Source organism: Pseudomonas atacamensis, from assembly GCF_017167965.1.
Classification (GTDB): domain Bacteria; phylum Pseudomonadota; class Gammaproteobacteria; order Pseudomonadales; family Pseudomonadaceae; genus Aquipseudomonas; species Aquipseudomonas atacamensis.
This window is the reverse complement of sequence record NZ_CP070503.1, coordinates 4,133,738-4,159,737: the sequence shown is the minus strand read 5'-3', so window position 1 is coordinate 4,159,737 and position 26,000 is coordinate 4,133,738. Positions and strand designations below refer to the sequence as shown.

General features: G+C 55.5%; 29 protein-coding genes. 16 read left to right on the top strand and 13 right to left on the bottom strand.

The genetic code is table 11. The features are described 5' to 3' along the window. Positions 1–9: 9 nt before the first annotated feature. The 7 genes from JWU58_RS18900 (at position 10) to JWU58_RS18870 (ending at position 4,997) form a co-directional block, all read left to right on the top strand. Entirely contained in the window at positions 10–855 is an 846-nt protein-coding gene (locus JWU58_RS18900) for a phage tail protein (RefSeq protein WP_064596195.1), read from the top strand. After that, positions 830–1,036 (top strand): tail protein X, encoded by a 207-nt coding sequence (locus tag JWU58_RS18895; protein WP_123377010.1) that lies wholly within the window; start codon positions 830–832, stop codon positions 1,034–1,036. The genes JWU58_RS18900 and JWU58_RS18895 overlap by 26 nt, the downstream gene beginning before the upstream one ends. A 97-nt stretch (positions 1,037–1,133) precedes the next feature. Beyond that, the gene (locus tag JWU58_RS18890; protein ID WP_206420771.1) at positions 1,134–2,183 is read left to right on the top strand and encodes a phage late control D family protein; all 1,050 of its coding nucleotides are present in this window, start codon (positions 1,134–1,136) and stop codon (positions 2,181–2,183) included. Between the two features lie 49 nt (positions 2,184–2,232). Next, the gene (locus JWU58_RS18885; RefSeq protein ID WP_206420770.1) at positions 2,233–2,796 is read left to right on the top strand and encodes a glycoside hydrolase family 19 protein; all 564 of its coding nucleotides are present in this window, start codon (positions 2,233–2,235) and stop codon (positions 2,794–2,796) included. Next, positions 2,778–3,320 carry a lysis system spanin subunit gene (locus JWU58_RS18880; protein WP_206420769.1) on the top strand — a complete coding sequence of 181 codons (543 nt, stop codon included), beginning with the start codon at positions 2,778–2,780 and terminating at the stop codon, positions 3,318–3,320. Before JWU58_RS18885 ends, JWU58_RS18880 begins: the two co-directional genes overlap by 19 nt. Positions 3,321–3,470: 150 nt before the next feature. After that, entirely contained in the window at positions 3,471–4,268 is a 798-nt protein-coding gene (locus tag JWU58_RS18875) for a DNA adenine methylase (RefSeq protein ID WP_206420768.1), read from the top strand. Between the two features lie 447 nt (positions 4,269–4,715). After that, a complete protein-coding gene (locus JWU58_RS18870) occupies positions 4,716–4,997 on the top strand; it encodes a hypothetical protein (RefSeq protein WP_206420767.1) in 282 nt (93 codons plus the stop codon). A gap of 20 nt (positions 4,998–5,017) precedes the next feature. On the opposite strand, the gene JWU58_RS18865 is transcribed toward JWU58_RS18870, so the two are convergent. The 6 genes from JWU58_RS18865 to JWU58_RS18840 form a co-directional block, all read right to left on the bottom strand. Then, a complete protein-coding gene (locus JWU58_RS18865; protein ID WP_206420766.1) occupies positions 5,018–5,272 on the bottom strand; it encodes a DUF6555 family protein in 255 nt (84 codons plus the stop codon). A 128-nt stretch (positions 5,273–5,400) separates the two neighbouring features. Then, positions 5,401–6,024: a chemotaxis protein CheB gene (locus JWU58_RS18860; protein WP_206420765.1), complete on the bottom strand. Its 624-nt coding sequence runs from the start codon at positions 6,022–6,024 to the stop codon at positions 5,401–5,403. Between the two features lie 197 nt (positions 6,025–6,221). Further along, complete coding sequence (locus tag JWU58_RS18855; RefSeq protein ID WP_206420764.1) at positions 6,222–6,470, bottom strand: hypothetical protein; 249 nt, start codon at positions 6,468–6,470, stop codon at positions 6,222–6,224. Further along, positions 6,467–6,718, bottom strand: coding sequence for a hypothetical protein (locus tag JWU58_RS18850; protein ID WP_206420763.1), 252 nt, complete (start codon positions 6,716–6,718; stop codon positions 6,467–6,469). The genes JWU58_RS18855 and JWU58_RS18850 overlap by 4 nt, the downstream gene beginning before the upstream one ends. Next, positions 6,709–7,029 carry a hypothetical protein gene (locus tag JWU58_RS18845; RefSeq protein ID WP_206420762.1) on the bottom strand — a complete coding sequence of 107 codons (321 nt, stop codon included), beginning with the start codon at positions 7,027–7,029 and terminating at the stop codon, positions 6,709–6,711. Before JWU58_RS18845 ends, JWU58_RS18850 begins: the two co-directional genes overlap by 10 nt. A gap of 168 nt (positions 7,030–7,197) precedes the next feature. Next, positions 7,198–7,416, bottom strand: a complete 219-nt coding sequence (locus JWU58_RS18840) for a hypothetical protein (protein ID WP_206420761.1) — start codon at positions 7,414–7,416, stop codon at positions 7,198–7,200. 331 nt (positions 7,417–7,747) lie between these two features. Between JWU58_RS18840 and JWU58_RS18835 the strand changes: the two genes are divergently transcribed. Both JWU58_RS18835 and JWU58_RS18830 read left to right on the top strand, forming a co-directional pair. Next, on the top strand, positions 7,748–8,401 hold the full coding sequence (locus tag JWU58_RS18835; protein ID WP_206420760.1) for a hypothetical protein: 654 nt from the start codon (positions 7,748–7,750) through the stop codon (positions 8,399–8,401). Continuing rightward, positions 8,398–9,144, top strand: a complete 747-nt coding sequence (locus JWU58_RS18830; RefSeq protein ID WP_206420759.1) for a hypothetical protein — start codon at positions 8,398–8,400, stop codon at positions 9,142–9,144. The genes JWU58_RS18835 and JWU58_RS18830 overlap by 4 nt, the downstream gene beginning before the upstream one ends. A gap of 1,632 nt (positions 9,145–10,776) precedes the next feature. Here the strand turns inward: JWU58_RS18830 and JWU58_RS18825 are convergent. From JWU58_RS18825 to JWU58_RS18810, 4 genes are all read right to left on the bottom strand, one after another. After that, positions 10,777–13,722, bottom strand: coding sequence for a P-loop domain-containing protein (locus JWU58_RS18825; RefSeq protein WP_206420758.1), 2,946 nt, complete (start codon positions 13,720–13,722; stop codon positions 10,777–10,779). A 538-nt stretch (positions 13,723–14,260) separates the two neighbouring features. Further along, positions 14,261–14,818, bottom strand: a complete 558-nt coding sequence (locus tag JWU58_RS18820) for a Smr/MutS family protein (protein WP_016773770.1) — start codon at positions 14,816–14,818, stop codon at positions 14,261–14,263. 74 nt (positions 14,819–14,892) lie between these two features. Continuing rightward, the gene (locus JWU58_RS18815) at positions 14,893–15,213 is read right to left on the bottom strand and encodes a hypothetical protein (protein WP_016773771.1); all 321 of its coding nucleotides are present in this window, start codon (positions 15,211–15,213) and stop codon (positions 14,893–14,895) included. 131 nt (positions 15,214–15,344) lie between these two features. Next, positions 15,345–15,935 (bottom strand): cysteine hydrolase family protein, encoded by a 591-nt coding sequence (locus JWU58_RS18810; protein ID WP_016773772.1) that lies wholly within the window; start codon positions 15,933–15,935, stop codon positions 15,345–15,347. A gap of 239 nt (positions 15,936–16,174) precedes the next feature. On the opposite strand from JWU58_RS18810, the gene prmB reads away from it, so the two are divergent. Beyond that, entirely contained in the window at positions 16,175–17,083 is a 909-nt protein-coding gene (prmB, locus tag JWU58_RS18805; RefSeq protein ID WP_123443426.1) for a 50S ribosomal protein L3 N(5)-glutamine methyltransferase, read from the top strand. A 58-nt stretch (positions 17,084–17,141) separates the two neighbouring features. Here prmB and JWU58_RS18800 read toward each other — a convergent pair whose 3' ends face one another. Then, positions 17,142–17,933 (bottom strand): hypothetical protein, encoded by a 792-nt coding sequence (locus JWU58_RS18800; RefSeq protein ID WP_123443425.1) that lies wholly within the window; start codon positions 17,931–17,933, stop codon positions 17,142–17,144. A gap of 99 nt (positions 17,934–18,032) precedes the next feature. After that, entirely contained in the window at positions 18,033–18,986 is a 954-nt protein-coding gene (locus JWU58_RS18795) for an alpha/beta hydrolase (protein ID WP_110645197.1), read from the bottom strand. A gap of 130 nt (positions 18,987–19,116) precedes the next feature. On the opposite strand from JWU58_RS18795, the gene aroC reads away from it, so the two are divergent. The 5 genes from aroC to mtnC all read left to right on the top strand — a co-directional run bounded on the left by aroC (position 19,117) and on the right by mtnC (position 23,337). Beyond that, complete coding sequence (aroC, locus tag JWU58_RS18790; RefSeq protein WP_024012223.1) at positions 19,117–20,208, top strand: chorismate synthase; 1,092 nt, start codon at positions 19,117–19,119, stop codon at positions 20,206–20,208. Positions 20,209–20,242: 34 nt separating this feature from the next. Further along, complete coding sequence (locus tag JWU58_RS18785; protein WP_024012224.1) at positions 20,243–21,388, top strand: MFS transporter; 1,146 nt, start codon at positions 20,243–20,245, stop codon at positions 21,386–21,388. Continuing rightward, positions 21,385–22,011, top strand: coding sequence for a methylthioribulose 1-phosphate dehydratase (locus JWU58_RS18780; protein WP_024012225.1), 627 nt, complete (start codon positions 21,385–21,387; stop codon positions 22,009–22,011). The genes JWU58_RS18785 and JWU58_RS18780 overlap by 4 nt, the downstream gene beginning before the upstream one ends. A 92-nt stretch (positions 22,012–22,103) precedes the next feature. Then, on the top strand, positions 22,104–22,649 hold the full coding sequence (locus JWU58_RS18775; protein WP_122880961.1) for a 1,2-dihydroxy-3-keto-5-methylthiopentene dioxygenase: 546 nt from the start codon (positions 22,104–22,106) through the stop codon (positions 22,647–22,649). A gap of 4 nt (positions 22,650–22,653) precedes the next feature. After that, positions 22,654–23,337: an acireductone synthase gene (mtnC, locus tag JWU58_RS18770; protein WP_206420757.1), complete on the top strand. Its 684-nt coding sequence runs from the start codon at positions 22,654–22,656 to the stop codon at positions 23,335–23,337. An 80-nt stretch (positions 23,338–23,417) separates the two neighbouring features. Here mtnC and JWU58_RS18765 read toward each other — a convergent pair whose 3' ends face one another. Beyond that, positions 23,418–23,696 (bottom strand): DUF3509 domain-containing protein, encoded by a 279-nt coding sequence (locus JWU58_RS18765; RefSeq protein ID WP_016773780.1) that lies wholly within the window; start codon positions 23,694–23,696, stop codon positions 23,418–23,420. A 385-nt stretch (positions 23,697–24,081) separates the two neighbouring features. Between JWU58_RS18765 and JWU58_RS18760 the strand changes: the two genes are divergently transcribed. Next, positions 24,082–25,920 carry a long-chain-acyl-CoA synthetase gene (locus JWU58_RS18760; protein WP_206420756.1) on the top strand — a complete coding sequence of 613 codons (1,839 nt, stop codon included), beginning with the start codon at positions 24,082–24,084 and terminating at the stop codon, positions 25,918–25,920. The last annotated feature ends 80 nt before the right edge of the window (positions 25,921–26,000 follow it).

Here is a 26,000-nt window from a genome sequence, read left to right as displayed (position 1 = left end):
GGAGGTTTCATGGCTTACATGGAGCAGATGCAATCGAGCCTGAAGTACCTGGTCGAGGCAGCCGAAACCGGGCGGCGCAGTGCTGACGGCATGCTGACCCCGGTCAACGGTGCGATCCGTGAACTAACTGGCGCCGCGTCCGAGCTGGAAAATATCCCGTTCGTTGGTCCGGCCATCGGCGCCAAACTTCAGCGAGTGATGCGCGGCGTCGACGCGGCTCAGGCCAAGGTCGGTCAGGTGGTAGCAGTGTACGGCCGCGCCACTCGCGCGGCGGCTGAAGTGCAGGATCGGCTGGGCACGTTGAAGGAACAGGCGGGCAAGGCGGCCACGGCGATCAACAACGTCGCCGGCAAGGTCAGTCCTTCGCTGGCCAACATCGTGCCCACCAGTTCCTTTGCTGGTGAGGCTACGCCGGCGCCGGAGGCGGTGAAGCCATTCCCGCACCTGATGATCATTCAGCCGCGCGATCCGAAGATTGAGCCGTACTACTTCAACCTGGACACCGCAGCCTTTGATGAGCTGAGCCGTTCGACTGAATTCCGCTGGGCTTCGCAGGAGCGGCTGACACGCCGGCCGGCGAAGCAGGCCATCGGTATGGGCGATGAAAAGTTAACGCTCAAGGGCACGATCTACCCGGGCTTTAAAGGTGGCTTGAAGCAGCTCGACACGTTGCGTTCCATCGGGGCCAGGCTTCAACCGCTGACCCTGACCACGGGCTATGGCGAGGTAATCGGGACGTGGTGCCTGAAAAACATCAACGAGGAACAGTCCGCACTGCTGCACGGCGGGATTGCTCGCAAACAGGGGTTCACTTTGGAGTTTGAGCGTTATGGCGACGACATGCAGGACGTCTGATGGCGACATGCTCGATGTCATTTGCAACAACGTTTACGGCCATCTGAATGGCAGCGTCGAGGCGGTGCTCGATGCCAATCAGGGGCTAGCCGATGAGCCTCAGCCGTTCCGGTCTGGTGTGATTATCGTCCTGCCGGATCTGCCCAGCCCGACCAATGAGGGCGTCAGCTTGTGGGATTGACCTGGGGCGATGCCTTCGCCGGCACCGCGTCGCGTTACGCGTAACGACACCTTGTTTTTCTGGCCCGCCTTGTGCGGGTTTTTTATTGGAAAAAACCATGACTCCGATGTTTCGAATTGTCGCCGATGGGGCCGACGTCACGGCCAAGATCAATGATCGGCTGTTATTGCTGCGCACTTCTGACAAGCCGGGCATGGAGTCCGACGAGTTTGAGTTGCGCATCGACGACCGTGACGGACAAGTGCAATTGCCACGGCGTGGCAGCTCAATCGAGATCTACCTGGGCTATGCCGAAACGACGTTGGCACGCATGGGCAGTTACACCGTGGACACGGTCGAGGTATCAGGCCCACCCGATACCATCGTGATCAAGGGCAAGGCCAGCGACATGCGTGGCAGTGGCAAGACCATTCGTAGCGGAAGCTGGGAAGACGTGCCGCTGTCGAAGATCGTGGCTGACGTGGCCGCGCGCAATGGCTGGACGCCGGTGTGTCCGGTGTCGACCAAGGTCGCCCGGGTCGACCAGCTCAACGAGTCCGATTTTAATTTCATCACCCGTCTGGCCAAGCAATACGACTGCACGGCCAAGGTGGCCGACGGCAAGCTGTTGGTGATGCCGCGCCAAGGTGGCCAGACGGCCAGCGGCAAAACATTTGGCGCTATCACGCTGACCCGCAGTGAGCTTAGCCGCTGGCAATTCAGTCTCGGCGATCGCAATTCGCACAAGGCGGTGGTCACCAAGCATCAGGACAAAAAGAACGGCAACCTGGCGGTGGTCACCATCGACAATGATGACGCTCCGGATGGCCTGCCGGCAGTGCATACCGACCGACATATCTACCCTGACAAAGGCGCTGCTGAAGCGGCGGCCAAGGCACGTTTGTCGGCGTTCAATCGCTCGACCGCCGATGTGCGCCTTGAAATGCCCGGCCGCACGGACATCTTCGCCGAGCGTCCCATCATCGCTCAGGGTTTCAAGGTAGGGCTTGATGGCGAATACCTGGCGGATTCGGTCGAGCAGGTGTTCACCCAGTCCGGCTGGTCGACCACGGTCGAATGCAATGCCGGCAAAGCCGGTAAATCCAAGGGCAAGAAAAAGAAAGGGCCGAAACCACCGCTCAAGGTGGTGAACATCGAGCAACAGTAGCCACATCCCATCGCCGCCTGAGTGCGGTATTTTTATGTCTGGAGTTTGTATGTCCATCACTGAGCAACAGCTGCAAAGCATCATGCCCAACGCCCGCCGCCAAGCGGGCGTTTTTGTATCCGCCCTCAACGCAGCCATGACCCATCGACAGATCAACACGCCGAAACGCCAAGCCGCGTTTCTGGCGCAAGTCGGTCACGAGTCGGGTCAGCTACAGTACGTCCGCGAACTGGGCGGCGACCAGTACCTGAGCAAATACGACACCGGCAACCTGGCTGCGAAACTGGGCAACACGCCGGCAGCAGATGGTGATGGCCAGCGCTATCGCGGTCGCGGCCTGATCCAGGTCACCGGTCACGATAACTACTTACGCTGCAGCTTGGCGCTGTTCGGTGACGAGCGATTGCTGCGCACGCCTGAACTGCTGGAGCTGCCGCAGTGGGCCGCCGAGTCGGCGGCATGGTTTTGGTCCGTGAATGGGCTGAACGCGCTGGCCGATCAAAACGAATTCAACACGATCACCCGCAGGATCAACGGCGGCCTGAATGGCCTGCAGGATCGGCTGGAGTTGTGGGGGCGAGCGAGGGCGGTGCTATGCGTTTCGGCGAACTGATCCCGGCGCCGTATCGGCTGCTGGCAAAAGGCGTGCTGCTGGCCGTCTTGGTCGGTGGTTCAGCGGCCATCACCTGGCGAGTCCAAGAATGGCGTTATGGCAAACAGCTCGCAGAGCAGGCCCGACTCCACACCGAAACCCTTAACCAGTTGGCCCTGGCCACGGTGGCGCAGCAGCGTGCCGAACAGGACAAACGCCTCGCGCTCGAGCAGCGCCTGGCCACCAGCGAACAAAACCATTACCGAGCCTTGAGTGATGCCCAACGTGATCAAGGTCGCCTGCGCGACCGTCTTGCCACTGCTGATCTGCGCCTGTCAGTCCTACTCGACGCCACCACCGGCGCCGGCAACGGGTCGCTGTCAGCCACCACCGCCACCGGCCGCGTGGTTCATGGCCCCACAAGAGCCGAACTTGACCCAGCGCATGCTCAACGAATTATCGGCGTCACCGATGACGGCGACCGGGGGCTGATTGCCCTCGCGGCCTGTCAGGCATACGCCAAAGAAGTCTCAACACCGAAGTGAAAAAGAGCGATCGGTCCGGATGCGTCAACATCCGGATCGACCGCCGTCCCTGCAGATGGTCCCTGCAAGTCCAGCCAAGGCTCTTGCTCCGTGCACAAAGCGCGGCGAGCCTAGCACCTGTTTATCTATACAGTAAAGGTCTTGCTTTTTATGTCTACCCCCATCATCCCTTGGATGGGCGGCAAACGCCGCCTAGCCGACCGCCTCATTCCGCTTTTTCCGCCACACGAATGCTACGTTGAAGTCTTTGCCGGCGGTGCCGCGCTCTACTTCATGAAGCCCCAGCCATCGCCGGTCGAAGTCCTGAACGATATTAATGGCGACCTAGTCACGCTTTACCGCGTCGTGCAGAACCACCTCGAAGAGTTCGTGCGCCAGTTCAAATGGGCGCTCAGCTCGCGGCAGGTGTTCGAATGGCAGAAAATGACCCGCCCCGAAACCCTCACCGACATCCAGCGCGCCGCCCGATTCTTCTACCTGCAGCACCATGCCTTTGCCGGCAAGGTCTCCGGTCAGACATTCGGCACGGCGACGACTGCTCCGGCCATCAACCTGCTGCGCATCGAGGAAAACCTCTCGGCTGCGTGGCAGCGGTTGTCTGGCACCTACGTCGAAAATCTCCCCTGGCTTGAATGCGCTGAACGTTACGACCGTGTTCATACGTTCCACTACATGGACCCGCCTTACTGGCAGACCGCCGGGTATGGCATGGACTTTCCGTTCGAAAACTACGAGCGGATGGCCGACTTCATGCGCCGCTGCAAAGGCAAGGTGATGGTCAGCATTAACGACCATCCGGACATCCGCCGGGTGTTCGACGGCTTCCACTTCGAGACCTTGGACATTCGCTACACCACCACCAATCAGCGGCAGGGGAAGGCCGAAGTCAGTGGCGAATTGGTGATCATGAACTGGGCGCCAGAATCGTTGGGCGGCTTGTTTCGATGAATCTCGGGCTTACTTACTTCGTCCGGAGCTAGGCTGGGCGGCACACTGCGTTCGGATAGCGAAGCGCCACGATAGTGCTGCTGGCTCAATTGCGTTAAAACTCAAAGCAGTGATCAGAGGCAAAGGGTTAAAGAATGTCCCATGGCTTAGATGTTCCCATCACGCATGAATATCGCGGTCATAAGCTGGTCGTAAAATTTGATTGGAATAGGCCAAACGATCCATCGCCGACAGCGGCGCATGTGCTGGCGGAGAGCGGGGTACATGGTCTCGCCGACACGGTCGCTGAGCTGCCAGGACCATGGCCGGATTATCCCTGTGCGCTTGCTGACGCGATGGCGGCCGCTGAACGGTGGATTGATAGTCAGTGGCCTTGACAACCGATTGTCTATCGGACCAGCTATATCATTCAAATGGTGTCATGATGATGTCACTTGGATAGCAGGGATGCGCTCGTCCATTTACGCCACCGAGTGTGACCTCATGCTCTCCACCGATGATTTTCGTTTCAATGCGCACCACCTGTTGCTCGACCTCGACGCAACTACCAATCATCTCATGATGCTGGTCGTTTCGAGCGAGGTCAGCGGCGTGCGATGGGAAGAGGCTGTCGCTAGACAGCAGCGAGCCTATACCGCGTGGATCTCTATCCTCCCAGGCATTCAGATCGACCCGATGCCTGTGCTCGATGGCCGGGCGGCAGACGCGGACAATCCTACTGTTGATTAGGATTGTTCACAGTTGAGCATTTATGCGTGATCCTCTTCCCAGACGACCGCAACGGATTCCCGCCATTTCACGTCGGTCACGCCGAAGCGTTCGGCCATCGGTTTCGAAAAACGCTTCAGTGGCGGACGGCCCGGCCGGGGGATGGGCGTAAGGCCAGCGTCACAGCTGGCCCATTGCCAGGCTTCGGCGTTGCTCATCACCTTCGTTCTGATGACGAAGCTTTTCGGCGCGCCATGGAGTCGATAATCGATGACATACAAATCAGTTGGCTTCATGAGACCTCCTATTGCTCATGAACAAGTGATTTTGTGTACGGAGGAAAATTCAGAGAAGTTGTCCGACGGTCATTAACGCCTTCGGCAGGCCACTCTCCATGTGCGCGATGAGCAAGACTGCAGCCAGATCAGTGATCTACGAAAGAGCCACCCTCGGCCGAGGCAAAGTTCTGCAGATCCAATGGCGTCACGCAATGGATCAACGTCTCAAGTAACGCGTCGGTGCGAACTAAACTGTCTGGATGATCTTTCTCAATCGCTGTGATCGGCATGCTGGACACCAGCGCATCGCCGGGGTCCTGCACCAGGCTGATCCCGCCGGCTGCCCGCACAGCGGCAGCACCGGCGGCGCCGTCCCCGTCATTGCCGGAGAGGATCATGCTGACGACTCGTCCTCCGAACACCGCCGCGGCCGTGCCAAACAACCGATCCACGGCAGGCTTGGAGAAATGCAGCTTGGGTCCATCGCTGAGGTGCAAAAGGCCCGGTTCAACCACTTCAAGATGGCGTCCGGGTGGAGCCAAATAGACACGACCCGCTTCGACGGGGACGCTCTCGTCTCCATAGACAACCGGCAAGGCTGACCAGGCATCAAATATCGACGCGAGCAGTCTTGGGCTGGACGTGCCTGTATGGACGACGATCAAGACAGCAGCGGGGAAGTCTGGTGGCAATCCTGTAAGAATTTGGCGAAGAGGAGGAATGCTTCCCTCCGATCCGCCGATCACCACGATGTCTCTCAATGTATCCATGTCACTCGCCCGCTCTGTCTTTATGGGTGGATCAACAGCGGCGGGCAAATGTTCCATGCTCAGACGATAATCTGCGCTTGGATGACGTGGGAGACAGCAGGAGAATCAACGTTGCCTGAGATTGCGTAGGCCAAAGGCCCTCGGTGTCCGCGTCGGCGCCACGTCGCCGATGGGCCGATCACACAACCACAAACCGCTCATAACTCGACGGTGAAACCTTTGAGCCCGATGTTGTCGGCAAAGCGCCCCACCGCCGTCAGGCTGGCCCAGGTGCGCAGGCGCTCTCGTCGCGAGCGCACCGGTACCCAGCGTGCGCCGCTGCCGCCCAGGCGGATCGACAGGCTCCAGTCAGGGCCGCCATCGATCTTGGAAACCAGGCATTCGCGCACTGCGTGCTGTTCGACCAGGGCGCGCAGCACCTCCTCATGGATGCCTACGCCGATCACTCGACCAGTTCCTGTTGACGCGCCTGTGACGCCTGATCAAACGCCACGTATAGGCTTTCGATCAGCGCAGGGTTTAGCGCCTTCACGGTTTCGATGCCGAGGGCAAAACCCTCGGCGCGGTCGGCCGCGTGCAGCGTGTCAGCCACGGTGCTGGCATCGGCGATGGCCGTGAGCAGTTTCAACGCCTGCACCTGGACCGAATGCGGCAGGTTCAATTCCCTCAGCACGTCGTCGTTAATCATCGCCATTGCCATCCCTTCGAGGAGCCCGGTGACTCATATGCCAAGTCGTACTGCTCGACATCAATCAGCAACCAGCCGCCGGTAGGTTGGTTCCAGCCGTCGAGGATCGGCCCTTGCGCCATCATCCCGTGCGGCAGCATGACCCGCAACGTGTTGGCCGCCTTCGGGCCTTGCAGGTAATACTGCAGTTCCACGCGCACGCGGCCAGCGTTGAGCAAGCGCACCGGGCATTCAAGGGTGGTCAGCTCAGCCCATTCCAGGCCGAGATAGCGGGCCATCACGGTGACGCTGGCTGGACCTTCGTAGACGTAAGGCATAAACATCCTTTCCTGGAGGAGGGTGATGGCAGTAAACCAGACGGTGGGACTATGGTAGTCCAGCCTGGGGATAAGTGGTTTTCATTGCCCCATAAAAAGGCCCCCACACCGGGGCACGGTGTGGGGGCCAATTCAACATAAACGGCGTTCTGTCTATCAGCGGGCCATCTATGAATTTCTCAGTCGCAGGATCGCCTCGGTGATCGCTTGCGCATTTCGGTCCAGTGTTTCCAAAGCCGTGATAGCGTTATTAGCCACGTCATCTGCGCCGGTTCCCGAGATCCATTGGGTAAGCTCTTCGATCGCCGCACCGAGAGCGTGCTGGTTGTGCAGGAGCAACGTCAGTGCGTCAGCAGTGAAGATATTGAAGTCCGACTGATTTGGCATAGTGTTCGTCCTTGAAAGTGATGCGAGTGAAATTTGCGATCATTGTGCAATATATCGGTTCAAGATGTTGACACTGATTGATGCCATTTTTGTCACGATTAAAACGTCAGCAACGGTCTAGAACAGTTGTTATCTACAGGCACTGCTAAAACTTCATGGTGTTCGCTCGACAAAGGGGTTCATAGGAGTGCTGCCAACTCCAATGGAAGCCAGTCTGCTGCAGAATCGGCCACGGCGGACAACCAAAAGATGTACTAGGCTAGGATCAATCCGCTTAACTCAAGCAAGCGGCATGTCAATGGTAGGACGTTTGTAAATCAGGGGCGATCAAATGGCAAAGCTTCCCCATAGGCCTGACGGGCACAGCGGCAAGGTAAAAGTTCGAATAATCGAGTTTGAGATGGAGGGAAGCGATCTCTCGCTACAGGAAAGTCTTAAAAGCATAGCTGCGGCACTCTCGCGACCGAACGTTGCAGCAAACACCCGACCGACTGCGCGTCTCGAATCGACGAGGCCTGCTAGCACGGCCCGAAACGGAGAGTTGAATGTCGACGAAGAACGAGACGAAAACGAGTATGAAGAGCATGAGATGCTCCCTGAAACTACAGCGCCGATAGTTGTTCGGAAACCTAGAAAACCTTCGAAGCCGGCATCACCCAATGTTGTTGCTGTGCGTTTCGACGACGTGAGCCCAACCTTCGTCGAGTTCGTAGCTGATAGGGACCCTAAAAACGATAAGCATAAATATCTTTGCGCAGCTTTCTGGCTCAAATTCTATAAGGAAGTGCAGGAGGTCAGTATCGACCACATTTACACCGCTTATCGATCACAAAACTGGGCCCTGCCCACCAGTCCTGTTCAGCCGATGCGAGAGCTTGCTGCTAGGCGTGATGGGCGATTCAGCAAAGGTGTAGAAAGGGGCCATTATTCCATCAATCACATTGGTGAGGGATATGTCACAACGAAAATGGGGAGCGGGGCGTGACAAATCTAGCTAATTTCACGCGAAGCATCCCCAGCTTTGATAGCAAATCGTATATTTCAAAAATTGAATTTTTTGGTTGGTATCTTCATGAGATCAACGGTAAGGAAAAGTTCGGCGCCAGCGATATAATTCAATGTTTTGAGGAGGCACATTGCCAACGACCGACCAATATTCATAACCTGCTAAGGCAGCTATGCGAAAAAAAACCGGCGCATCTTTTAAAAGATACTCAAGGCTATCGTTTGGCATCGTCTGTTCGCATTAAGCTCGCCAGCAACGTTGTTAAGCCGGTAGGCGCACAGACTAGATCATTGCTATCCGGTTTAATTCTCCAAGTCTCAGATGTTTCAAAGAAGTTGTTCTTGGATGAAACAATCGCGTGCTTTAACAATGGTGCTTATCGTGCGGCAATAATTATGGCGTGGAATCTCGCCTATTCGCATGTTTGCGACCAGATTTTTAATGGGCATCTTGCATCATTTAATGCTCAGAGGAGTAAAGTCTTTCCCAAACTGCCGGAACTGAAAAAGCGAACTGATTTCGAGGACTATAAGGAATCTAATGTTATCGAAATCTGTCGTGGGGGTCGAATTTTAGATTCCACCGTATGCAAGGTTCTTACGGGTAGGCTGGATCGGAGAAATTCAGCGGCACACCCCTCTTCAGCAATATTTTTATCGATTCAAGCGGAAGATCAAATAACTGATCTAATCAACAATGTACTCCTTAATAAGAATGTATGAGTTGCCCCGCTTTCGCGCATCGTATGAATTGCTGAAAATAATATTGATTGATATAACTTAGATCGCGCTGATTCGCATTTGCAATTTTCGACCTTGGATCTTTCCGATTGAGTCATCATGCAGCATAAATTTTATGCAAGAGTTGAGCCGGCTATCTTTATCTGAGTACCCTCCATTGTTATCATAGCGAGCTATACTGTCTCAAGCCAGTAAGCTATTTGGAATTTGCCATGAAAAAGCGAGGGTGTTCATCTAAAAATGCTATTGCGAGTATTTCAGTGGCTTGCTGCACAATTCTTGCTTCCGTCGCTACTTTCGCGGAGTGTCGAGATATCCTAGAGCAGGGAATTCGCAACACATATCAGAGTCTACGCACATCTAGTATGCGTTCGGCCTTTACCGAAGGCTTCTGTAATAAATCAATTCAAAAGGTCCAGAACAGTAGCGGCGGAGGCATCAGCATAGGTTTTCCCGTTGATGGCATACCTGTAGATATAGGGGGCAATTATAGCCAAGCTGGCGGCAACTCATTACAACAAGAATTGTGCGCCAATAAATCGGGTGATATGAATGACGCTCAATACGAAAAGTTACTCTCTTCGGTGGCTGATCCAAATATAGTGGAGGCCTGGAAGCAGTGCGAAGGTAGTTCTGGTGGTTTGTTGTTAACTGGAAAATTGAATGGGTCCACATTGGTCCTGTCTATTTCTTTCAGGAATGTCGGTGCTATATCAAGCACAAATCTAACAGACGACGCCACCTACGATGGACTTCAGTGCAAGACTCCATGGCTGAACGGAATGAAAGTAGATGGTAGTACTCGATATTTGCAATGCAAACGTATCGGAACAGATCCCGTTACAGTAACCGTTAACAGCTCATTTAACGGAGCTATGTTCTATATCCCACCTCCGCCGCAGTGGGCATGGGTTGAGTCGGATAAAAAGAAACTCGAGCCAGACCCTGCACCGCCTGACCCGTGTATACCTCATACAGTCACCATGAACACCTGTATCCAGAAAAGCAATTCCAAAAACCGGTGTCCGGCAGATGACCATGCGGCAACGGGATCTCAGTGTTCTTGTACAGCTCCACCAGGGTTCACGCCGTTTAGCGATGGCGCTGTCATACCACTCCAAGTAACTGGCGTGATACAGGTCGGCTGCACTGTAGGCGTACCTGGTGTCCTACCAGCGCCAAAGTAACGGCTCCAGTTGGCACTACCTCAGGGTAGCGTAAATGCGAATCGCATAAAATCTGCTATAGGACGCCAGGGTTGTTGCGGATCGGTCAGTCGGGACGGGCTTTTAGGGGACTACTGCACTCAATCCATCATCGAGGCCAACTGGCGGCAGCTTTCGGTCCAGAGTTTGAAAAAAAACACGTCTCCAATTGGAGGTGCGGGAGCCTGCGCGAGATTTGAAATATATCGGCACGTCAGCACACGTGGAACTCCCGTAGCAATATGATATCCAACCCGGTTTTAAGTGCATGTCGCGCTCAAAAAAACTTTTTATAAAGCCTAGGCCCAAAGCAGACAAACTATCATAGTGATCATGCAGTAAACTTTTTATCATGGTCTACAAATCGCACATAGAGATGCCTGCAATTTAAAACGAATGATGAGCTAATTTATTTAAACAGACTAAGCACTCGATCTAGCTCAATGCATGGCGTGCCCTGGTCTATAAATTTAAGTATGTTTCGATATTCGTTACTTACCCTGTATTGTCGCAAGGTTGGTTTTTTATCATCCGTGTAATCCTCAATAACTCCGTTCTTAAGAAGAGTTGGTAGCACGTTGTTAGTGACGATCTTAGACTTAATGTATTGCTGCTTTTGAGGATAAAAATTGCCGCGCTCTTTGAAGAGCTCAAAAACTTTTCTTAGGTTCTCTGTAATTCGTTCGCTCTGCTCGTTTTCTTCCTCTATTCTTTTGTTTATGACATGCTGAATATCTATAGTATCGCAATCTTCAAAGCTTGGGATCACTGTAGGGCGCAGTCCCTTTCGAGGTTCCAATTGGTAAAAATTTGAAGTGACAAAATGTGTATTTTCGTCCATTGCACAATCCCAAAAAAAATCATAGCGTTCAAAATGTGATTTTCTTATGGTTTTTGACTTGAGATCGAAAGTTAGTTTTTTCGAGTCACCAGCTAAAATATTTATTAATGCAACGCCAGAGATTTCGCTTCCCCCAGAGTCACCAAAGATTGTAGTAAGAAGATCTGTGGCTGAAGAGCTATCGAATTTTTTGTCACCCGACTCTATCAACAAAGATATAGCCATAACAAAACAGGAAGATATTGCAGACAAGTACTTGCTTTTCTCGGATGGCTCTGCGAAATCAACTAGCTTATTGAGTTGCTCAACGGTTTCCATTGTAAAGTAAACAAGGCTGTCGCTATATTCTAGCTTTCGACTGAGTGTGCTACATAGTTGGTTGCCATACCGCAGATATGAGCCTATTAACTCTATAAGGTTGTCGTCAAGCTTTGACACGTTTAGGTCAAGGTAATAGCTGTAAATATACAAACCTTTAAAATACTCATAGAAGAAATCATATCGAAAATTTATTTTACCGTGACTGTACCTGAGGAGGGGGTGTGCTTTTAATTTTTCAATAGTTAAATCATCTATGTCGCAATCAGACAAGTTTTTTATATTATAGTCAGTAACGTAGCCGCTTTCTTGTATAGCTAGATTTATCAGAAATCCTACCTGATCATCAATGCTAAAATTGCCAAGCTTTGTTACCTCGCGCTCACACACACTAAGCACCAAAAAATCATTGGACATCGCCGGAGAGAGTAATCTTGCCTTGGCCTTGACGTTATTATGACCTCCAAACTCTGAATGCTGCTTAATTAAGTATCCGATCATGTCTAATACATAAGGGATGTAAATTAAGTCGCTATCTTTTTTGTCGCCGCTCAGCCTGAACTCCGAAGCCATTTTCAAAGCTTTTGAGATTTTAGCCTGATCTCCAGCGAAATATTTTTGAAAAAATACAGCGGCGAGATCTTCACTAAACGGCTCGAGAGTGATTTCTTCAACCTTTGTTTTGTACTCCAAGGTATCCCAGAAATAATCTCGACAGGTGATGATGATTTTTGTTTTCTCTAGATTCGTTGTATAACTTTCTGAGATTGAAGTGATAAATGAAGAGACGTCGAATCCAGTTCCAAGCTTGGCAATAACTTCGTCAATGCCGTCTAGAACTATAAGGAGATTCCCGTTGTCTACAGAAAGCTTTAAAAGCTCTTTACTAAATCCTTTACCATCGAAGTCTTTTTTCTTCATTTGAGCTAGGTAGAAATCATAAATATCGTCAATATTGTGATCCGACCTAGCAATTTTAATCAGCTCGTCTACGATTTCATTTGAGTCAATAAATAGAATGCCCACGTCATCATGATGATCGTGCACATGGTCGAGAAACTGTTTTACTAAGGTGGTTTTGCCGATCCCGCCGTACCCCTTGATCACCATTAATGGATTCGACACTGCGCCGTACCAATCCTTTAATTGGTCAAGTGCTTTTTTCTTTTCGTCGCTGCCGATATCGGCAACACCCTCAACGTAATTTTCCAATCGATAAGGCTGGTAATCCAGCATATATTCGGAATAGAGGTTTTTATAACCAAACTCATCAATAAAAAATACATGCTCGGTTTGGAAGCGGGCTTTCAGATTGCTCTTTCTTCTCCCAAGATCTTTTAATTCGCTTGGGCGCTCCGTTAATACTATTAAAGTGTCATCGCTATTTGTGAGTTTTTCGCGTTTGATATGTTCATATGTTTTATTTTGCGCAGCGTTTTCATGTATGTATAGAAAGACAGTTGGGTTTGAAAATTTTTGGTTTAGCCTGTAAAGTTCAAAAAGAACATTTTCGCTCCAATCTCTTTTTGATACAGGATAATCTTTCTCAATAGTCAGGCTTCTGTTTTTGTCTATATACAGTTCAACAGTACTCTTGATGCTTCTGTCGCGTTTTTGATCTGGCTTCGGCTTTTTGTCGAGCGAATCTTTGAATTTTGAAAACTCAGAAACTAGAGAAGATATTTCCTCTGTTGAAGCTGCGCGCACAGAATCTTTGTCCTGTCCCTTTCGAACAAGAACAACTCCAGCCATTACCGTTAAAGTTTTTGTGTCAAGATTGTTTTTTGTTTCGGTGATAAAGGTTGGGCTGGGGATTTTAAACGCCAGAAGAGTGTGCCCATCTATCAGTACTGTTTCAATTTCGATATTAAGTGGTGGGGTATTAACTATTTTTTCCAGTCGTGCTAATAAGTCTTTTTTAAAAAGCTTTAGATCTCTAAGCTTTTTTATACTAGAGGTATCTATTGGATATACTTTTTTCTCTGTTTCGCTAAAACCAACTATCAGGTATCGATCTATTCCGCAGTATCCGACGTAAGAATTACAGAGTGAAATTATGTCTTTAAGGAACTCTCCCCACTGCCTTGAGATTTCTACTGGCGACGACGCTTCGGTCCAATACCAGTCACGTTTAAACTCTAGGACGGGCGACTCTTCCTCTTGGAGACAGGCATAAATTTCATCTACGGTTATCATGATCACGTCCCTATGTGTTAGAAGCAATCTCCTAACATTAGGCGATTCGTAAGGCTGATGTCAATTTGATGTCTCCTGGCCTGTCTAATTGAACTGCTTGTTTGAGCTCCAGCCGCTGTGTAGGGCTCCCCAAGTGACAGCTATTTATTAACGATTGCGTTGGCGTTAGACACCACTCCCGCTGAAAGGCAATTGTGTCTTTGAACGTCTACTTTTAGTAGATCGCCGGTGTGCGATACGGTCTAACCGTCATCCAGCATGAAAAAAGCCCCACATCGTTTCAAACGATGCGGGGCTTTTAGATTTAGGTGGAATATAAATCTCGTACCAATTTCTGTACCAATCACTGCGAATTAGCGTGGAATACTGAGTTTTCCTCGGTGCCAAGTCCCTGATTTCATTGCCCCTGCGAACCTACTGACCCTCATAAACATGGCGGTGTAATTCTGTTCCAGGGACATGAAACTACCTGTGGGGATTTTCGCAAAGGGCAAGGGTACGGTGGCGGACACAACCCTGCAAGTTCGGTGTGACGGCTTTATTCGTCGCGGCCTTCCATCATCGTCCGTTTCAGCATCACATAAACCGCGCCGGCGCCGCCGTGGCGGGCCTGGCAGGAGCAGAAACCGAGCACTTGCGCATGCTGGCGCAGCCAGGTGTTGACGTGGCTTTTGATCATCGGCCGCTTGCCATCCAGGCGCACAGCCTTGCCGTGCGTCACGCGCACGCAGCGGATTTCGAATTTGGTTGCTTCGGCGAGAAAGGCCCAAAGCGTCTCCCGGGCCTTTTCCACGCTCATGCCGTGCAGGTCGAGACTGCCTTCGAACGGGATCTGCCCGACCTTGAGCTTGCGCATCTGGCTTTCCTGCACGCCGTCGCGGGACCACATCAGCTCGTCTTCCGGGCCGACGTCGATCACGAACTGGTCGGAGAGGCCGTCAATGATGGTGGTGTCGCTGCGCACGGTGGCGGACTGACGCAGCTTGGCGATCTGCGCGCGGTCAGCCTTGGGTTTGCCGGTGTCGGCGCGGTCGTGCTTGATCGGCTTGACGCCCTGGATGGCACTTTTGAACAGAGAAAAATCGTCGTCTTGCATGTCAGCCTCCGCGAAGGGCGGCCAGTTTACCCAAGTCGACAGAAAACGGCCCGGCAAAAAGCCAGGCCGTTGGGTCAGTCGTGTTTTTTCATCAGATGCGGGGACATGTTCAGTTCCCGCGATTGCCGTGCGCGACGGCGGCAGCGGCGCCACAGGGCAACGCCGAAATACAGAAACAGCAAGCCCACGGCGAGCATGATTGCCGAACCCAGCGGCGACGCGTTCAGGTCACCCAGCGCCGGCGGACGGCCGAGCAGGCTGGCGGCGCCGGCCATCGCCAGCAGCACGCCGAACGTCGCCAGAATGGCCGAGATCGCCGCGCCAAATCGAAAACGCCAGTTGCTTTGGCCTTTGGGCCGCAAACGGCGTGCGTCAAATCCATCGGATAACTTCATTCCGACCTTCCTCAATGGTATCGGCCCTTCGACCGGGAGTTGACCGGGTTGTTCCTGAGGCTATGGCATTTGCGGCAAATCAGCGGATATAGCGGATGAGCGGCGCCAATGCACCGCTCACAAGGGCAGGATCAGATCAGGTCCTGAGTCTTGGCCAGCGTGGCGAAGTTGTCAGCCATGATCGCCATTTCCGCTTCCTGCACGCGTTCGGCGCTGAGCACGCCGCCCTTGAACGGCAGATCGCGGGTCGCGCAGGCGTCTTCGACCAGCGTGCAGCGGAAACCGAGATTCTTCGCCGCGCGCACGGTGGTGCTGACGCTGGAGTGACTCATGAAACCGCAGACGATCAGGTCCAGAGAGCCGAGGTTTTGCAGGCGCTCGAGCAGTTCGGTGCCATGGAATGCGCTCGGCAGCAGTTTGCCGATAATGGTTTCATCGCCTTGCGGTTCGAGACCGGGGATGAATTCGCCACGTTCGCCCTGCGGGTCGAACAGGCCACCAACGGTGCCGAGATGACGCACGTGCACAATCGGCCGACCGGCGGCACGGGCTGCGGCAACCACTTGTTTGATGTTCGCGACGGCCGCGTCCATGCCGCTCAGGGCCAGCGGGCCACTGAGGTATTCCTTCTGGGCATCGATGATGACCACGGTGGCATGGCTCAGGGTGGCCGCTGCGTAACCGCGACCGCTGAGTTGAAACATCGTTTTTGGAACGGACATTCTGGGGCTCCTCGGGGTGGGGCTTTTGCGACATTGTCCTCTGGCTGAGCGGTTCTGTGAATCGCTACCATCGTAGGCGCCGTCGTTCTTGGCCTGCAGCCTTGTCAAGTTACACGTTCCGTTCAATGCCTGATGCAAAAAAAAGAAATCTCCTACCGTTGCAGCGCGGTTTTTCCTGCGTCGTCGTCGGGCGTTTTGGCTGTTAGAATCGCCAGTCGTTTTTTCTGGAGTTCTACGCCGTGATCACTTCCCGACTTCGTACCCTGCGCGACCACATTCGTTGGGCCGTCAGCCGCTTCCATGGGGAGGATCTGTTTTTCGGTCATGGCACCGACAACGCCTGGGACGAGGCGCGCCAGTTGGTACTGGGCGCTTTGCACCTGCCTTGGGAAATCGCCGACAGCTATCTTGATTGCGCGCTCGAAGATGATGAACTGGTCAATCTGCAGCGCCTGCTCAAGCGCCGCATCGAAGATCGCGTTCCGACCGCCTATCTGCTCGGCGAGGCGTGGTTCTGCGGCATGTCGTTCATCGTCGACCAGCGCGTGTTGATCCCGCGTTCGCCGATTGGTGAACTGATCGAAAACCGCTTTGCGCCATGGATCGGCAACGAACCGGCGCGGATTCTCGACCTGTGCACGGGTTCCGGCTGCATCGGCATTGCCTGTGCTTACGAGTTTCAGAATGCCGAGGTAGTGCTCGCGGACCTGTCGTTCGAAGCGCTGGAAGTGGCCAACCAGAACATCGAGCGCCATGGCGTCGATGAGCGCGTCTATACCGTGCAGGGTGATGGCTTCGATGGCTTGCCGGGTCAGCGTTTCGACGTGATCGTGTCGAACCCGCCCTACGTCGATGCGGAAGATTTCGCCGACATGCCGGACGAGTATCAGCACGAGCCTGAACTCGGTCTTGCCTGCGGTGATGATGGTCTGAATCTGGTCCGGCGCATGCTCGCCGAAGCGGCGGATCACCTGACCGAGAAAGGTTTGTTGATTGTCGAGGTGGGCAACAGCCAGGTGCACGTCGAGGCGTTGTACCCGGAAGTCGATTTCGCCTGGCTGGAGTTCCAGCGTGGTGGGCATGGCGTGTTCATGCTGACAGCCGAGCAGTGCCGCGCGCATCAGGCCCTGTTCGCGTCCCGCGTCTAAGGTTGTGACAGATCGTTCCCACGCTCCGCGTGGGAACGATCAGTACGCGCTCAAGCCCTCAGCGGTGTGTAGCAATCCAGATCAACAACCCCGCCTGAAACACCGCAAACGCCACCAGACACGTAATGGTGAAACGCAACCCGGCATCTTCGCGCTTGAACTTGCTGACTTTTTCTTCCTGCTTCTTCAGCTTCACTTCCTGCTCGGCGAGATTCTGTTCGGCCTGCTGCAGCATCTGCGCGGCTTCAAGAATTTCGACGATCTGCAGCTTTTCGCTGTTCCAGTCACCGAGCAGATCACCGACCTGCACCGCCTTGATGCTGCCTTTCAAATGCTGGGCATCGGCGTAAGCCACATCGAAACCGTGCACGCGCAGGAAATGGTCGCGACGCAAGCGAGTGTCTTCGTTGAGCGCGTCCTTGTTGTTCAGGTCCATGCCTTCAACGGTGTAGCCGGGCCAGCGCTTTTTCGCCCAATTGATGCCTTGCGCAGCCATGAAGCGGCCGATACCGCGATTCAGCGGTTCGATCTGCAAGCCACTGTCGGGACCGAAACTCACTCGTTTGCTCGCGTGGTCGACCCACACATCGAGATGATTCTGCTCTTTGCGCACGCGCTGGTTGGGCAGCTTGATCGCCATGCGCATCAGGCTGCGCTCTTTGCTGTTGCGCTCGGCGTAACCGAATTCGACAAAGCGCAACGGCCGGCCGCCGGTGTTGCGGTCGGTCTGCAGCGGCGCCAGGCGGAGCATCTTGTGGTGCTCGGCCTGAACATCCGCCCACGGCAGTTCGACCGCTGGCGGTGCGTCTTTTTCAGCGCTGGTATCAGTTGAAGTCTGGGTTTCAGTCATAACGGCGAGATCCTGTCCAAGCCCTGCTTGCCGCCAGACGTTGCGCTGGCGACAAAGGCTTATCGGCCGTTTTCTGTGAGGCTGGAGGGTAAAACGCAGTTAACTTGCACGAATTCCGTCAATAAATTCGATGACGGCGGCGCCCAGTTCGGCGGCCAGGGGCAAATTCGGGTCCTTGTAGGAGGCCAATTGCCGCTTCATGTCGTTGTGGACGATGCGCAGCACATGATTCATGCCTTCGATCACCGTCAGTTGCGCGTCCGGTTTCGCCGCCTTGAGCAGCTTCGCGTCCTCGGTGCCGACCTGAATGTCGTTGCTGCCCTGGACAATCAGCGCCGGCATTTTCAGCTGGGCAAAGGCTTGGGCCGGGTCCTGACGGAACAGCGAAATCAGGTACGGCTGCACGCTCGGGCGAAAGATCACCTGCAACGGTTGCGGCACGTTGTCATCGGTGTGGCCGGCCTTGAGACTGTCGAGCAGTTCGTTGCTGCGCAGCATCAGTGGCGGCGGCAGGCTGCGCGCCAACTGTTCGCGGATTACCTGATCGACCGGGCGCGCGCTGCCGGACAGCGAGATCACCGCCGCTGCGTCCAGCTTCGGCGCAGCGAGGCTGGCAATCAGCGCGCCTTCGCTGTGGCCGAGCAGAATCAGTTTACCGAAACGCGGATCGGCCTTGAGCTTCTGCCCCCACGCCACCGCGTCCGCCGCATAGCCCTCTACTGACAGATCACGTTCATCGGGAGCGGCCGCCAGACTCGCCGCGACACCGCGCTTGTCGTAGCGCACGCTGGCGATGTTGTGTTTGGCCAGCACCCAGGCCAAGCGCTTGAGGCTGTCATTGCGCCCGCCGTCGGGGTTGTTTCCGTCGCGATCTGTAGGACCCGAGCCAGAAATCATCAGAACGATCGGCACCGGGCTGTCGGACTTGGGCAGCAACAGCGAACCGAAAAGTTCGCCACTGCCGGTGTCCAGAGTGACCGGGCGCTGTAGGACTGTCGCTTGGGCAAAGCCGGTAAAGAGGGTAAGACTCAAGATCAGAACTCGCAGCATCATCACGCCATCATTGGTCAAGGTGCCGGTTGGACTCGCCAGCACCACTAAGGTTCGAGGATGAACTACTCGGTTAGCCTGCGTATACTGGCGCGCATCAAGAATTCGGGTTTGATTTCACGGAGCGTCCTGCATGTCCGGCAATACCTACGGCAAGTTGTTCACTGTCACCACCGCTGGCGAAAGCCATGGTCCGGCGTTGGTCGCCATTGTCGACGGCTGCCCGCCGGGCCTGGAGATTTCCCTGGAAGATCTGCAGCGCGACCTCGATCGCCGCAAGCCTGGCACCAGCCGCCACACCACCCAGCGCCAGGAAGCCGATGAAGTCGAAATCCTCTCCGGCGTGTTCGAGGGTCGCACCACCGGTTGCTCGATCGGCCTGCTGATTCGCAACACCGACCAGAAGTCCAAGGACTACTCGGCGATCAAGGACCTGTTCCGCCCGGCTCACGCCGACTACACCTATCACCACAAATACGGCGAGCGCGATTATCGCGGCGGTGGCCGCAGTTCCGCGCGGGAAACCGCCATGCGCGTAGCGGCCGGTGCGATCGCCAAGAAGTATCTGGCCAGTCAGGGCATCGTCATTCGCGGTTACATGAGCCAGCTCGGCCCGATCGAAATTCCGTTCAAGACCTGGGATTCGGTCGAAGAAAACGCCTTTTTCAGCCCTGACCCGGACAAGGTCCCGGAGCTGGAAGCCTACATGGACCAGTTGCGCCGCGATCAGGACTCGGTCGGAGCGAAGATCACCGTGGTCGCCGAAGGGGTCATGCCGGGCCTTGGCGAGCCGATCTTCGATCGCCTCGACGCCGAACTGGCCCACGCGCTGATGAGCATCAACGCGGTCAAAGGTGTCGAGATCGGCGCCGGTTTCGCCTGCGTCGCCCAGCGCGGCACCGAACACCGCGATGAACTGACGCCGGAGGGTTTCCTCAGCAACAACGCCGGCGGCATCCTCGGTGGCATCTCGTCCGGCCAGCCAATCGTTGCGCATCTGGCGTTGAAACCGACCTCGAGCATCACCACCCCGGGCCGCTCGATCGACGTGAATGGCAACCCGGTCGATGTGATCACCAAGGGCCGTCACGACCCTTGCGTCGGTATCCGTGCAACGCCGATCGCCGAAGCGATGATGGCCATCGTGCTGATGGATCACCTGCTGCGCCACCGTGGGCAGAACGCCGATGTGCGCGTGAGCACGCCGGTGCTGGGCCAGCTCTGATGGCTGCGCTCAAAGCTGTCGCGGCATAATCGGCGTGGCGGCGCTTCCTTACTGGCGGTTGTCCAGTTTCTATCTGTTCTATTTCGCCTTGCTCGGATCGACAGCGCCGTTTCTGGCGCTGTACTTCGATCACCTCGGCTTCAGCGCCGCACGCATCGGCGAGCTGGTGGCGATTCCGATGCTGATGCGCTGTGTGGCGCCGAACATCTGGGGCTGGCTCGGCGATTACACCGGCAGGCGTCTGGCCATCGTGCGCTTCGGTGCTGTGTGCACGTTGCTGACCTTTTCGCTGATTTTCGTCAGCCAGACCTACGCCTGGCTGGCGATGGTCATGGCCCTGCATGCGTTCTTCTGGCACGCGGTACTGCCGCAGTTCGAAGTCATTACCCTCGCGCATCTGCAGGGGCAAACATCGCGCTACAGCCAGATTCGCCTGTGGGGCTCGATCGGTTTCATCATCACCGTGGTGGTGCTGGGGCGGCTGTTCGAATGGCTCAGTCTGGACATTTATCCGGCGGCGCTGGTGCTGATCATGGCCGGTATCGTTCTCAGCAGCCTGTGGGTGCCGAATGCGCAGCCGGCGCAAGGCAATCGGCCGACGGGCGAGGGCTTCCTCAAGCAATTGCGTCATCCCGGCGTGCTGGCGTTTTATGCCTGCGTCGCGCTGATGCAGGTGAGCCACGGGCCGTATTACACCTTTCTGACTCTGCACCTTGAACGCCTCGGTTACAGCCGTGGCGTCATCGGCATGCTCTGGGCCGTGGGTGTGGTGGCGGAAGTGCTGATGTTCATGGCCATGAGCCGCATTCTGGCGCGCTTTTCCCTGCGCCGGGTGCTACTGGCGAGTTTCCTGCTGGCGGCGTTGCGTTGGGTGCTGCTCGGTTCGTTTGCGGAGTTTCTCTGGGTGCTGTTGTTCGCCCAAGTGTTGCACGCAGCGACTTTCGGCAGCTTTCATGCGGCTGCCATCGCTTTCGTGCAACGTAGTTTCGGCGCCCGCCAGCAGGGTCAGGGCCAGGCGCTGTATGCGGCACTGGCCGGCACCGGCGGGGCGCTCGGTGCGCTGTATTCCGGTTACAGCTGGAATGCCCTCGGCGCGACATTGACCTTTAGTATTGCCAGTCTCGCAGCGCTTGCCGCTGCCGTTATCATTGCCACATGTATGCAAGAGGACAGGCCATGAGCCTTAGTCGTGAACAGCTCGCCCAGCAGATCGTTGACGCCGGGCGTTTTCTATATGGCCGTGGCTGGTCGCCAGCCACCAGCAGCAACTATTCGACGCGCCTGTCGCCGAGCGAAGCGCTGTTGACCGTATCGGGCAAGCACAAGGGCCAGTTGGGTGTGGATGACGTACTCGCTACCGATCTGTCCGGCAATAGCCTGGAACCAGGCAAGAAACCCTCCGCCGAAACCTTGCTGCACACCCAGCTCTATAGCTGGCGCGCGGAAATCGGCGCGGTGTTGCACACCCACTCGGTGAACGCCACGGTGTTGTCGCGGCTGACCCCGGAAGATTTCATCGAGTTCGAAGACTACGAATTGCAGAAAGCCTTCAGCGGCATTTCCACCCATGAATCACGGGTGCGTGTGCCGATTTTTGACAATGATCAGGACATTGCGCGCCTCGCCGCCAAGGTGCAGCCTTGGCTCGACGCCCATCCCGATTGCGTCGGTTATCTGATTCGCGGCCATGGCCTCTACACCTGGGGCGCGCAGATGAGCGACGCGCTGCGGCAGATCGAGGCTTTTGAATTCCTGTTTGAATGCGAGTTGAAAACCCGCAGCGTCATGAACCGCCAAGGCTGAGTTCACCAGAAACAGCCCGTTTGCCTGATGCCACGTGGCGCCCGACCGGTCTGCAAGAGCCGGACGGCGCCGCCGCTACCGAGGAATTGCCCATGAGCAGCCTGTCCGTTTATCACGTTTCCAGCCCTGAGATTCCCAACAAGGTGCTGACCCATTTCGAAGACATCGCCTCGACGCTGGCCGAGAAGGGCGTGCGTTTCGACCGCTGGCAGGCCGCCGCGAAGATTCAGCCTGGCGCCAGTCAGGAAGAAGTCATCAGTGCTTATAAAGAGCAGATCGACAAACTGATGACCGAGCGCGGCTACATCACCGTCGATGTGATCAGCCTCAACAGCGATCACCCGCAAAAAGCCGAGCTGCGCGCCAAGTTCCTCGAAGAGCACCGCCATGGCGAAGACGAAGTGCGATTTTTCGTTGCCGGTCGTGGCTTGTTTACCCTGCACATCGACGATTACGTCTATGCCGTTCTCTGTGAGAAGAACGACCTGATCTCGGTTCCGGCCGGCACCAAGCACTGGTTCGACATGGGCGAACATCCGCACTTTGTGGCGATCCGTCTGTTCAACAACCCGGAAGGCTGGGTTGCCAATTTCACCGGCGAAGACATCGCCGGTCGCTTCCCGCGTCTGGAGGACTGAAACCGTGTCGATCAAAGCCATCCTCACCGACATCGAAGGCACCACCAGCGCGGTGAGTTTCGTCTTCGACGTGCTGTTTCCCTACGCCGCCGAACATTTGCCCGAATTTGTGCGCCAGAACGCTTCGCGTGCTGATGTCGCCGAACAGCTCGACGCCGTGCGTCGCGACAGCAACGAGCCGCAGGCCGATGTTGAACGGGTTGTTGAAATCCTCTTGAGCTGGATCGCCGAAGACCGCAAAGCCACGCCGCTCAAGGCATTGCAGGGTATGGTCTGGGCGCAGGGCTATCAGGCAGGGCAGCTGAAAGGGCATGTTTATCCGGATGCCGTTGAAGCGCTGCAACGTTGGCATGCGGCCGGTTATCAACTGTTTGTTTACTCGTCCGGCTCGATCCAGGCGCAGAAGCTGATCTTCGGTTGCTCGGAGGCGGGGGATCTGACGCCGCTGTTCAGCGGCTATTTTGATACCACATCGGGGCCGAAGCGTGAGGCGCAGTCCTACCGCAACATTCAGCAGGCGGTGGGTGTTGAAGCCGATGAAATCCTGTTCCTCTCGGACATCGTCGAAGAACTAGACGCTGCCCAGTCGGCCGGCATGAAAACCTGCGGTCTGGCGCGTGAAGGCGGGGAGTTGGCAGGGCACGTGACGGTGGACAGCTTTACCGGAATCGAACCGGAAGCGTTCTGACCCCACAGTAAATATGTGGCAGACATAAACAAACAGGCCGTGAAGCGCATGCTCCACGACCTGTTTTTGTTTAAAGCAAATTACAGCGAGTGATACGTCGGCAGAGCAAAACGCTGCTGGCTCTGCAGCATTGCAATTTGCGGCAGCTCGCTGGCTTGTTCGGCCAGGTCGCGGCGGATCGCGCTGATCGCCCACGACAGTTGGTCACCGGCATGCAGTTGCTGATACGAGAGGGCGCGTTTGAAGACTTTGCCGTCGCTGCTACGCAGAGTGAGCAGGATGCCACCGTCAGGACGTGGGGCAGTGCTGACTTCGTAGTTGGAGAACAGCGATGTAAATTTTTCTTGAATCAGGCTCATGTCATCAGCTCCGTATGTACTTGAATGGCAAGCATGCGGAGGTAGTTGCAGCGTTTGTGCCAGTATTGATGCGAATAAAATCCCTTTAAAATCAATAAGTTGAAGGCATTGCATTTTGCAGGCGTCGTGCAATCTGCATGAATGGCCATCGTGCATCCTGCATTTTGCGTGATTTTTCTCCGTACAACGGAACCAAACGTCCGTACCAGAATCCGCTCTTCCCCGAAGGCGCGACGGGATACAAATCATTGCAAAAACCGCGTGTACAGCCCCGCGAGCACTGACGTACTTTCCTTCTCGACCCACGGCGTAAACGCGTCGGTCGCAGTCATTACCCGATAACAAGAACAGCGGTCTGCACGTCAAGATCGAACGGGGAGCTTTCATGCGTCACGCACCAAGCGACACGATTACCTGGGGCATGATGCTCCGCAAACTGCCGATGATCGCCAAGGCCATCCCCCGGATGGTCAAAGGCATGAAGGTGGCCAACGTCACGGATCCGACCCAAACGTGCGGCCTGGGCTGGACGTTCGAGCAGGCGACGCTGCGCAATCCCGATGGTGTGGCGTTGTTGCAGGGCGACGTGGCGTTGACCTACACGCAGGTCAATCAGTGGGCCAATCGCATTGCGCATTACCTGAGCGAGCAAGGCATCGGCAAGGGCGATGTGGTCGCGGTGTTCATCGAGAACCGTGCGGAATTGCTGGTGACGATTCTGGCGCTGGCCAAGCTCGGCGCGGTGAGTGCGCTGCTCAATACCTCGTTGATGCGCGACACGCTTGTTCACAGCATCAATCTGGTTGCGCCGGTGGCTATTGTGGTTGGCGAAGAACTGACCGCTGCCTATGCCGGCGTGCGTGATCAGGTTGCGATCGCAGCGCCGCGCACCTGGTTCGTCGCCGATCAGGACACCTACAGCCATCCGGGCATCGCGCCCGAGGGTTACGTCAATCTGATCAGCGCCAGTGCTGACGCCAGTAGCGATAACCCGCCGAGCAGCGCACAGATTTTCTTCGACGATCCGTGTTTCTACATTTACACCTCCGGCACCACCGGCCTGCCCAAGGCCGGTGTTTTCAAGCATGGACGCTGGATGCGCAGTTCGGCGAGCTTCGGCATGATCGCCCTCGATATGCGCCCGGATGACATCGTTTACTGCACCTTGCCGCTGTATCACGCCACGGGTCTGTGCGTGTGCTGGGGATCGGCGATCAACGGCGCCTCGGGTTTCGCCATCCGCCGCAAGTTCAGCGCCAGCCAGTTCTGGGGTGACGTGCGCCGCTATCGCGCAACCACCATCGGCTATGTCGGTGAGCTGTGTCGCTACCTGGTCGAGCAACCGGTCAGCGCCGATGACAGCCGGCACGACGTGCGTAAGATGATCGGCAATGGTTTGCGTCCTGGTGCCTGGGCCGAGTTCAAGACGCGTTTTGCCGTCGAGCACATTTGTGAGCTGTACGCGGCGAGCGACGGCAACATCGGTTTCACCAACATCCTCAATTTCGACAACACCGTCGGTTTTTCGCTGATGGCGTGGGAACTGGTCGCTTACGACCATGACAGTGGCGAGCCATTGCGCGGCGATGATGGTTTCATGCGCAAGGTCGGCAAGGGCGAGCAGGGCCTGCTGCTGGCGCGGATCGACGACAAGGCACCGCTGGACGGTTACACCGACCCGCAGAAAACCGCCCGCGTCGTCCTCCACGATGTGTTCAACAAGGGCGATCGCTTTTTCAACACCGGCGACCTGCTGCGCAATATCGGTTTCGGCCATGCGCAATTTGTTGATCGCCTCGGCGATACCTATCGCTGGAAGGGTGAAAACGTGTCGACCACCGAAGTCGAAAACCTGTTGTTGCAGCATCCATTGATCGCTGAAGCCGTGGCCTACGGTGTGGAAATCCCCAACACCAACGGGCGTGCGGGGATGGCCGCAATCACTCCCGCCGAATCCTTGGCCACGCTGGATTTTGCCGAACTGCTGAGTTTCGTCCGGCAACGTATGCCGGCTTATGCCGTGCCGTTGTTCTTGCGGGTGAAAGTGAAAATGGAAACCACCGGGACCTTCAAATACCAGAAGACCCGCCTGAAAACGGAAGGCTTTGACCCCGGGCTCACCGGCGATGACCCGATCTTCGCCTGGCTGCCGGGCAGCGAAACCTATGTGCATGTCAGTGAGCAAATCCTCGCTGAAATTCAACAGGGCAAACATCGATATTGAGTGTGGCTATCGGGACGCTTGGAAAAAACCGAGTGACAGCCACCGTCGCGCTCGGGAAACTGTCGGCTTTCCGATAGACC

What these genes read in the sequence shown, in the direction of transcription:
- JWU58_RS18900 (WP_064596195.1), top strand. Translation starts at nt 10, where the DNA reads ATGGCTTACATGGAGCAGATGCAATCGAGCCTGAAGTACCTGGTCGAG.
- JWU58_RS18895 (WP_123377010.1), top strand. Translation starts at nt 830, where the DNA reads ATGGCGACGACATGCAGGACGTCTGATGGCGACATGCTCGATGTCATT.
- JWU58_RS18890 (WP_206420771.1), top strand. Translation starts at nt 1,134, where the DNA reads ATGACTCCGATGTTTCGAATTGTCGCCGATGGGGCCGACGTCACGGCC.
- JWU58_RS18885 (WP_206420770.1), top strand. Translation starts at nt 2,233, where the DNA reads ATGTCCATCACTGAGCAACAGCTGCAAAGCATCATGCCCAACGCCCGC.
- JWU58_RS18880 (WP_206420769.1), top strand. Translation starts at nt 2,778, where the DNA reads ATGCGTTTCGGCGAACTGATCCCGGCGCCGTATCGGCTGCTGGCAAAA.
- JWU58_RS18875 (WP_206420768.1), top strand. Translation starts at nt 3,471, where the DNA reads ATGTCTACCCCCATCATCCCTTGGATGGGCGGCAAACGCCGCCTAGCC.
- JWU58_RS18870 (WP_206420767.1), top strand. Translation starts at nt 4,716, where the DNA reads ATGCGCTCGTCCATTTACGCCACCGAGTGTGACCTCATGCTCTCCACC.
- JWU58_RS18865 (WP_206420766.1), bottom strand. Translation starts at nt 5,272, where the DNA reads ATGAAGCCAACTGATTTGTATGTCATCGATTATCGACTCCATGGCGCG.
- JWU58_RS18860 (WP_206420765.1), bottom strand. Translation starts at nt 6,024, where the DNA reads ATGGATACATTGAGAGACATCGTGGTGATCGGCGGATCGGAGGGAAGC.
- JWU58_RS18850 (WP_206420763.1), bottom strand. Translation starts at nt 6,718, where the DNA reads ATGGCGATGATTAACGACGACGTGCTGAGGGAATTGAACCTGCCGCAT.
- JWU58_RS18845 (WP_206420762.1), bottom strand. Translation starts at nt 7,029, where the DNA reads ATGCCTTACGTCTACGAAGGTCCAGCCAGCGTCACCGTGATGGCCCGC.
- JWU58_RS18840 (WP_206420761.1), bottom strand. Translation starts at nt 7,416, where the DNA reads ATGCCAAATCAGTCGGACTTCAATATCTTCACTGCTGACGCACTGACG.
- JWU58_RS18835 (WP_206420760.1), top strand. Translation starts at nt 7,748, where the DNA reads ATGGCAAAGCTTCCCCATAGGCCTGACGGGCACAGCGGCAAGGTAAAA.
- JWU58_RS18825 (WP_206420758.1), bottom strand. Translation starts at nt 13,722, where the DNA reads ATGATAACCGTAGATGAAATTTATGCCTGTCTCCAAGAGGAAGAGTCG.
- JWU58_RS18820 (WP_016773770.1), bottom strand. Translation starts at nt 14,818, where the DNA reads ATGCAAGACGACGATTTTTCTCTGTTCAAAAGTGCCATCCAGGGCGTC.
- JWU58_RS18815 (WP_016773771.1), bottom strand. Translation starts at nt 15,213, where the DNA reads ATGAAGTTATCCGATGGATTTGACGCACGCCGTTTGCGGCCCAAAGGC.
- JWU58_RS18810 (WP_016773772.1), bottom strand. Translation starts at nt 15,935, where the DNA reads ATGTCCGTTCCAAAAACGATGTTTCAACTCAGCGGTCGCGGTTACGCA.
- JWU58_RS18800 (WP_123443425.1), bottom strand. Translation starts at nt 17,933, where the DNA reads ATGACTGAAACCCAGACTTCAACTGATACCAGCGCTGAAAAAGACGCA.
- JWU58_RS18795 (WP_110645197.1), bottom strand. Translation starts at nt 18,986, where the DNA reads ATGATGCTGCGAGTTCTGATCTTGAGTCTTACCCTCTTTACCGGCTTT.
- aroC (WP_024012223.1), top strand. Translation starts at nt 19,117, where the DNA reads ATGTCCGGCAATACCTACGGCAAGTTGTTCACTGTCACCACCGCTGGC.
- JWU58_RS18780 (WP_024012225.1), top strand. Translation starts at nt 21,385, where the DNA reads ATGAGCCTTAGTCGTGAACAGCTCGCCCAGCAGATCGTTGACGCCGGG.
- JWU58_RS18775 (WP_122880961.1), top strand. Translation starts at nt 22,104, where the DNA reads ATGAGCAGCCTGTCCGTTTATCACGTTTCCAGCCCTGAGATTCCCAAC.
- JWU58_RS18765 (WP_016773780.1), bottom strand. Translation starts at nt 23,696, where the DNA reads ATGAGCCTGATTCAAGAAAAATTTACATCGCTGTTCTCCAACTACGAA.
- JWU58_RS18760 (WP_206420756.1), top strand. Translation starts at nt 24,082, where the DNA reads ATGCGTCACGCACCAAGCGACACGATTACCTGGGGCATGATGCTCCGC.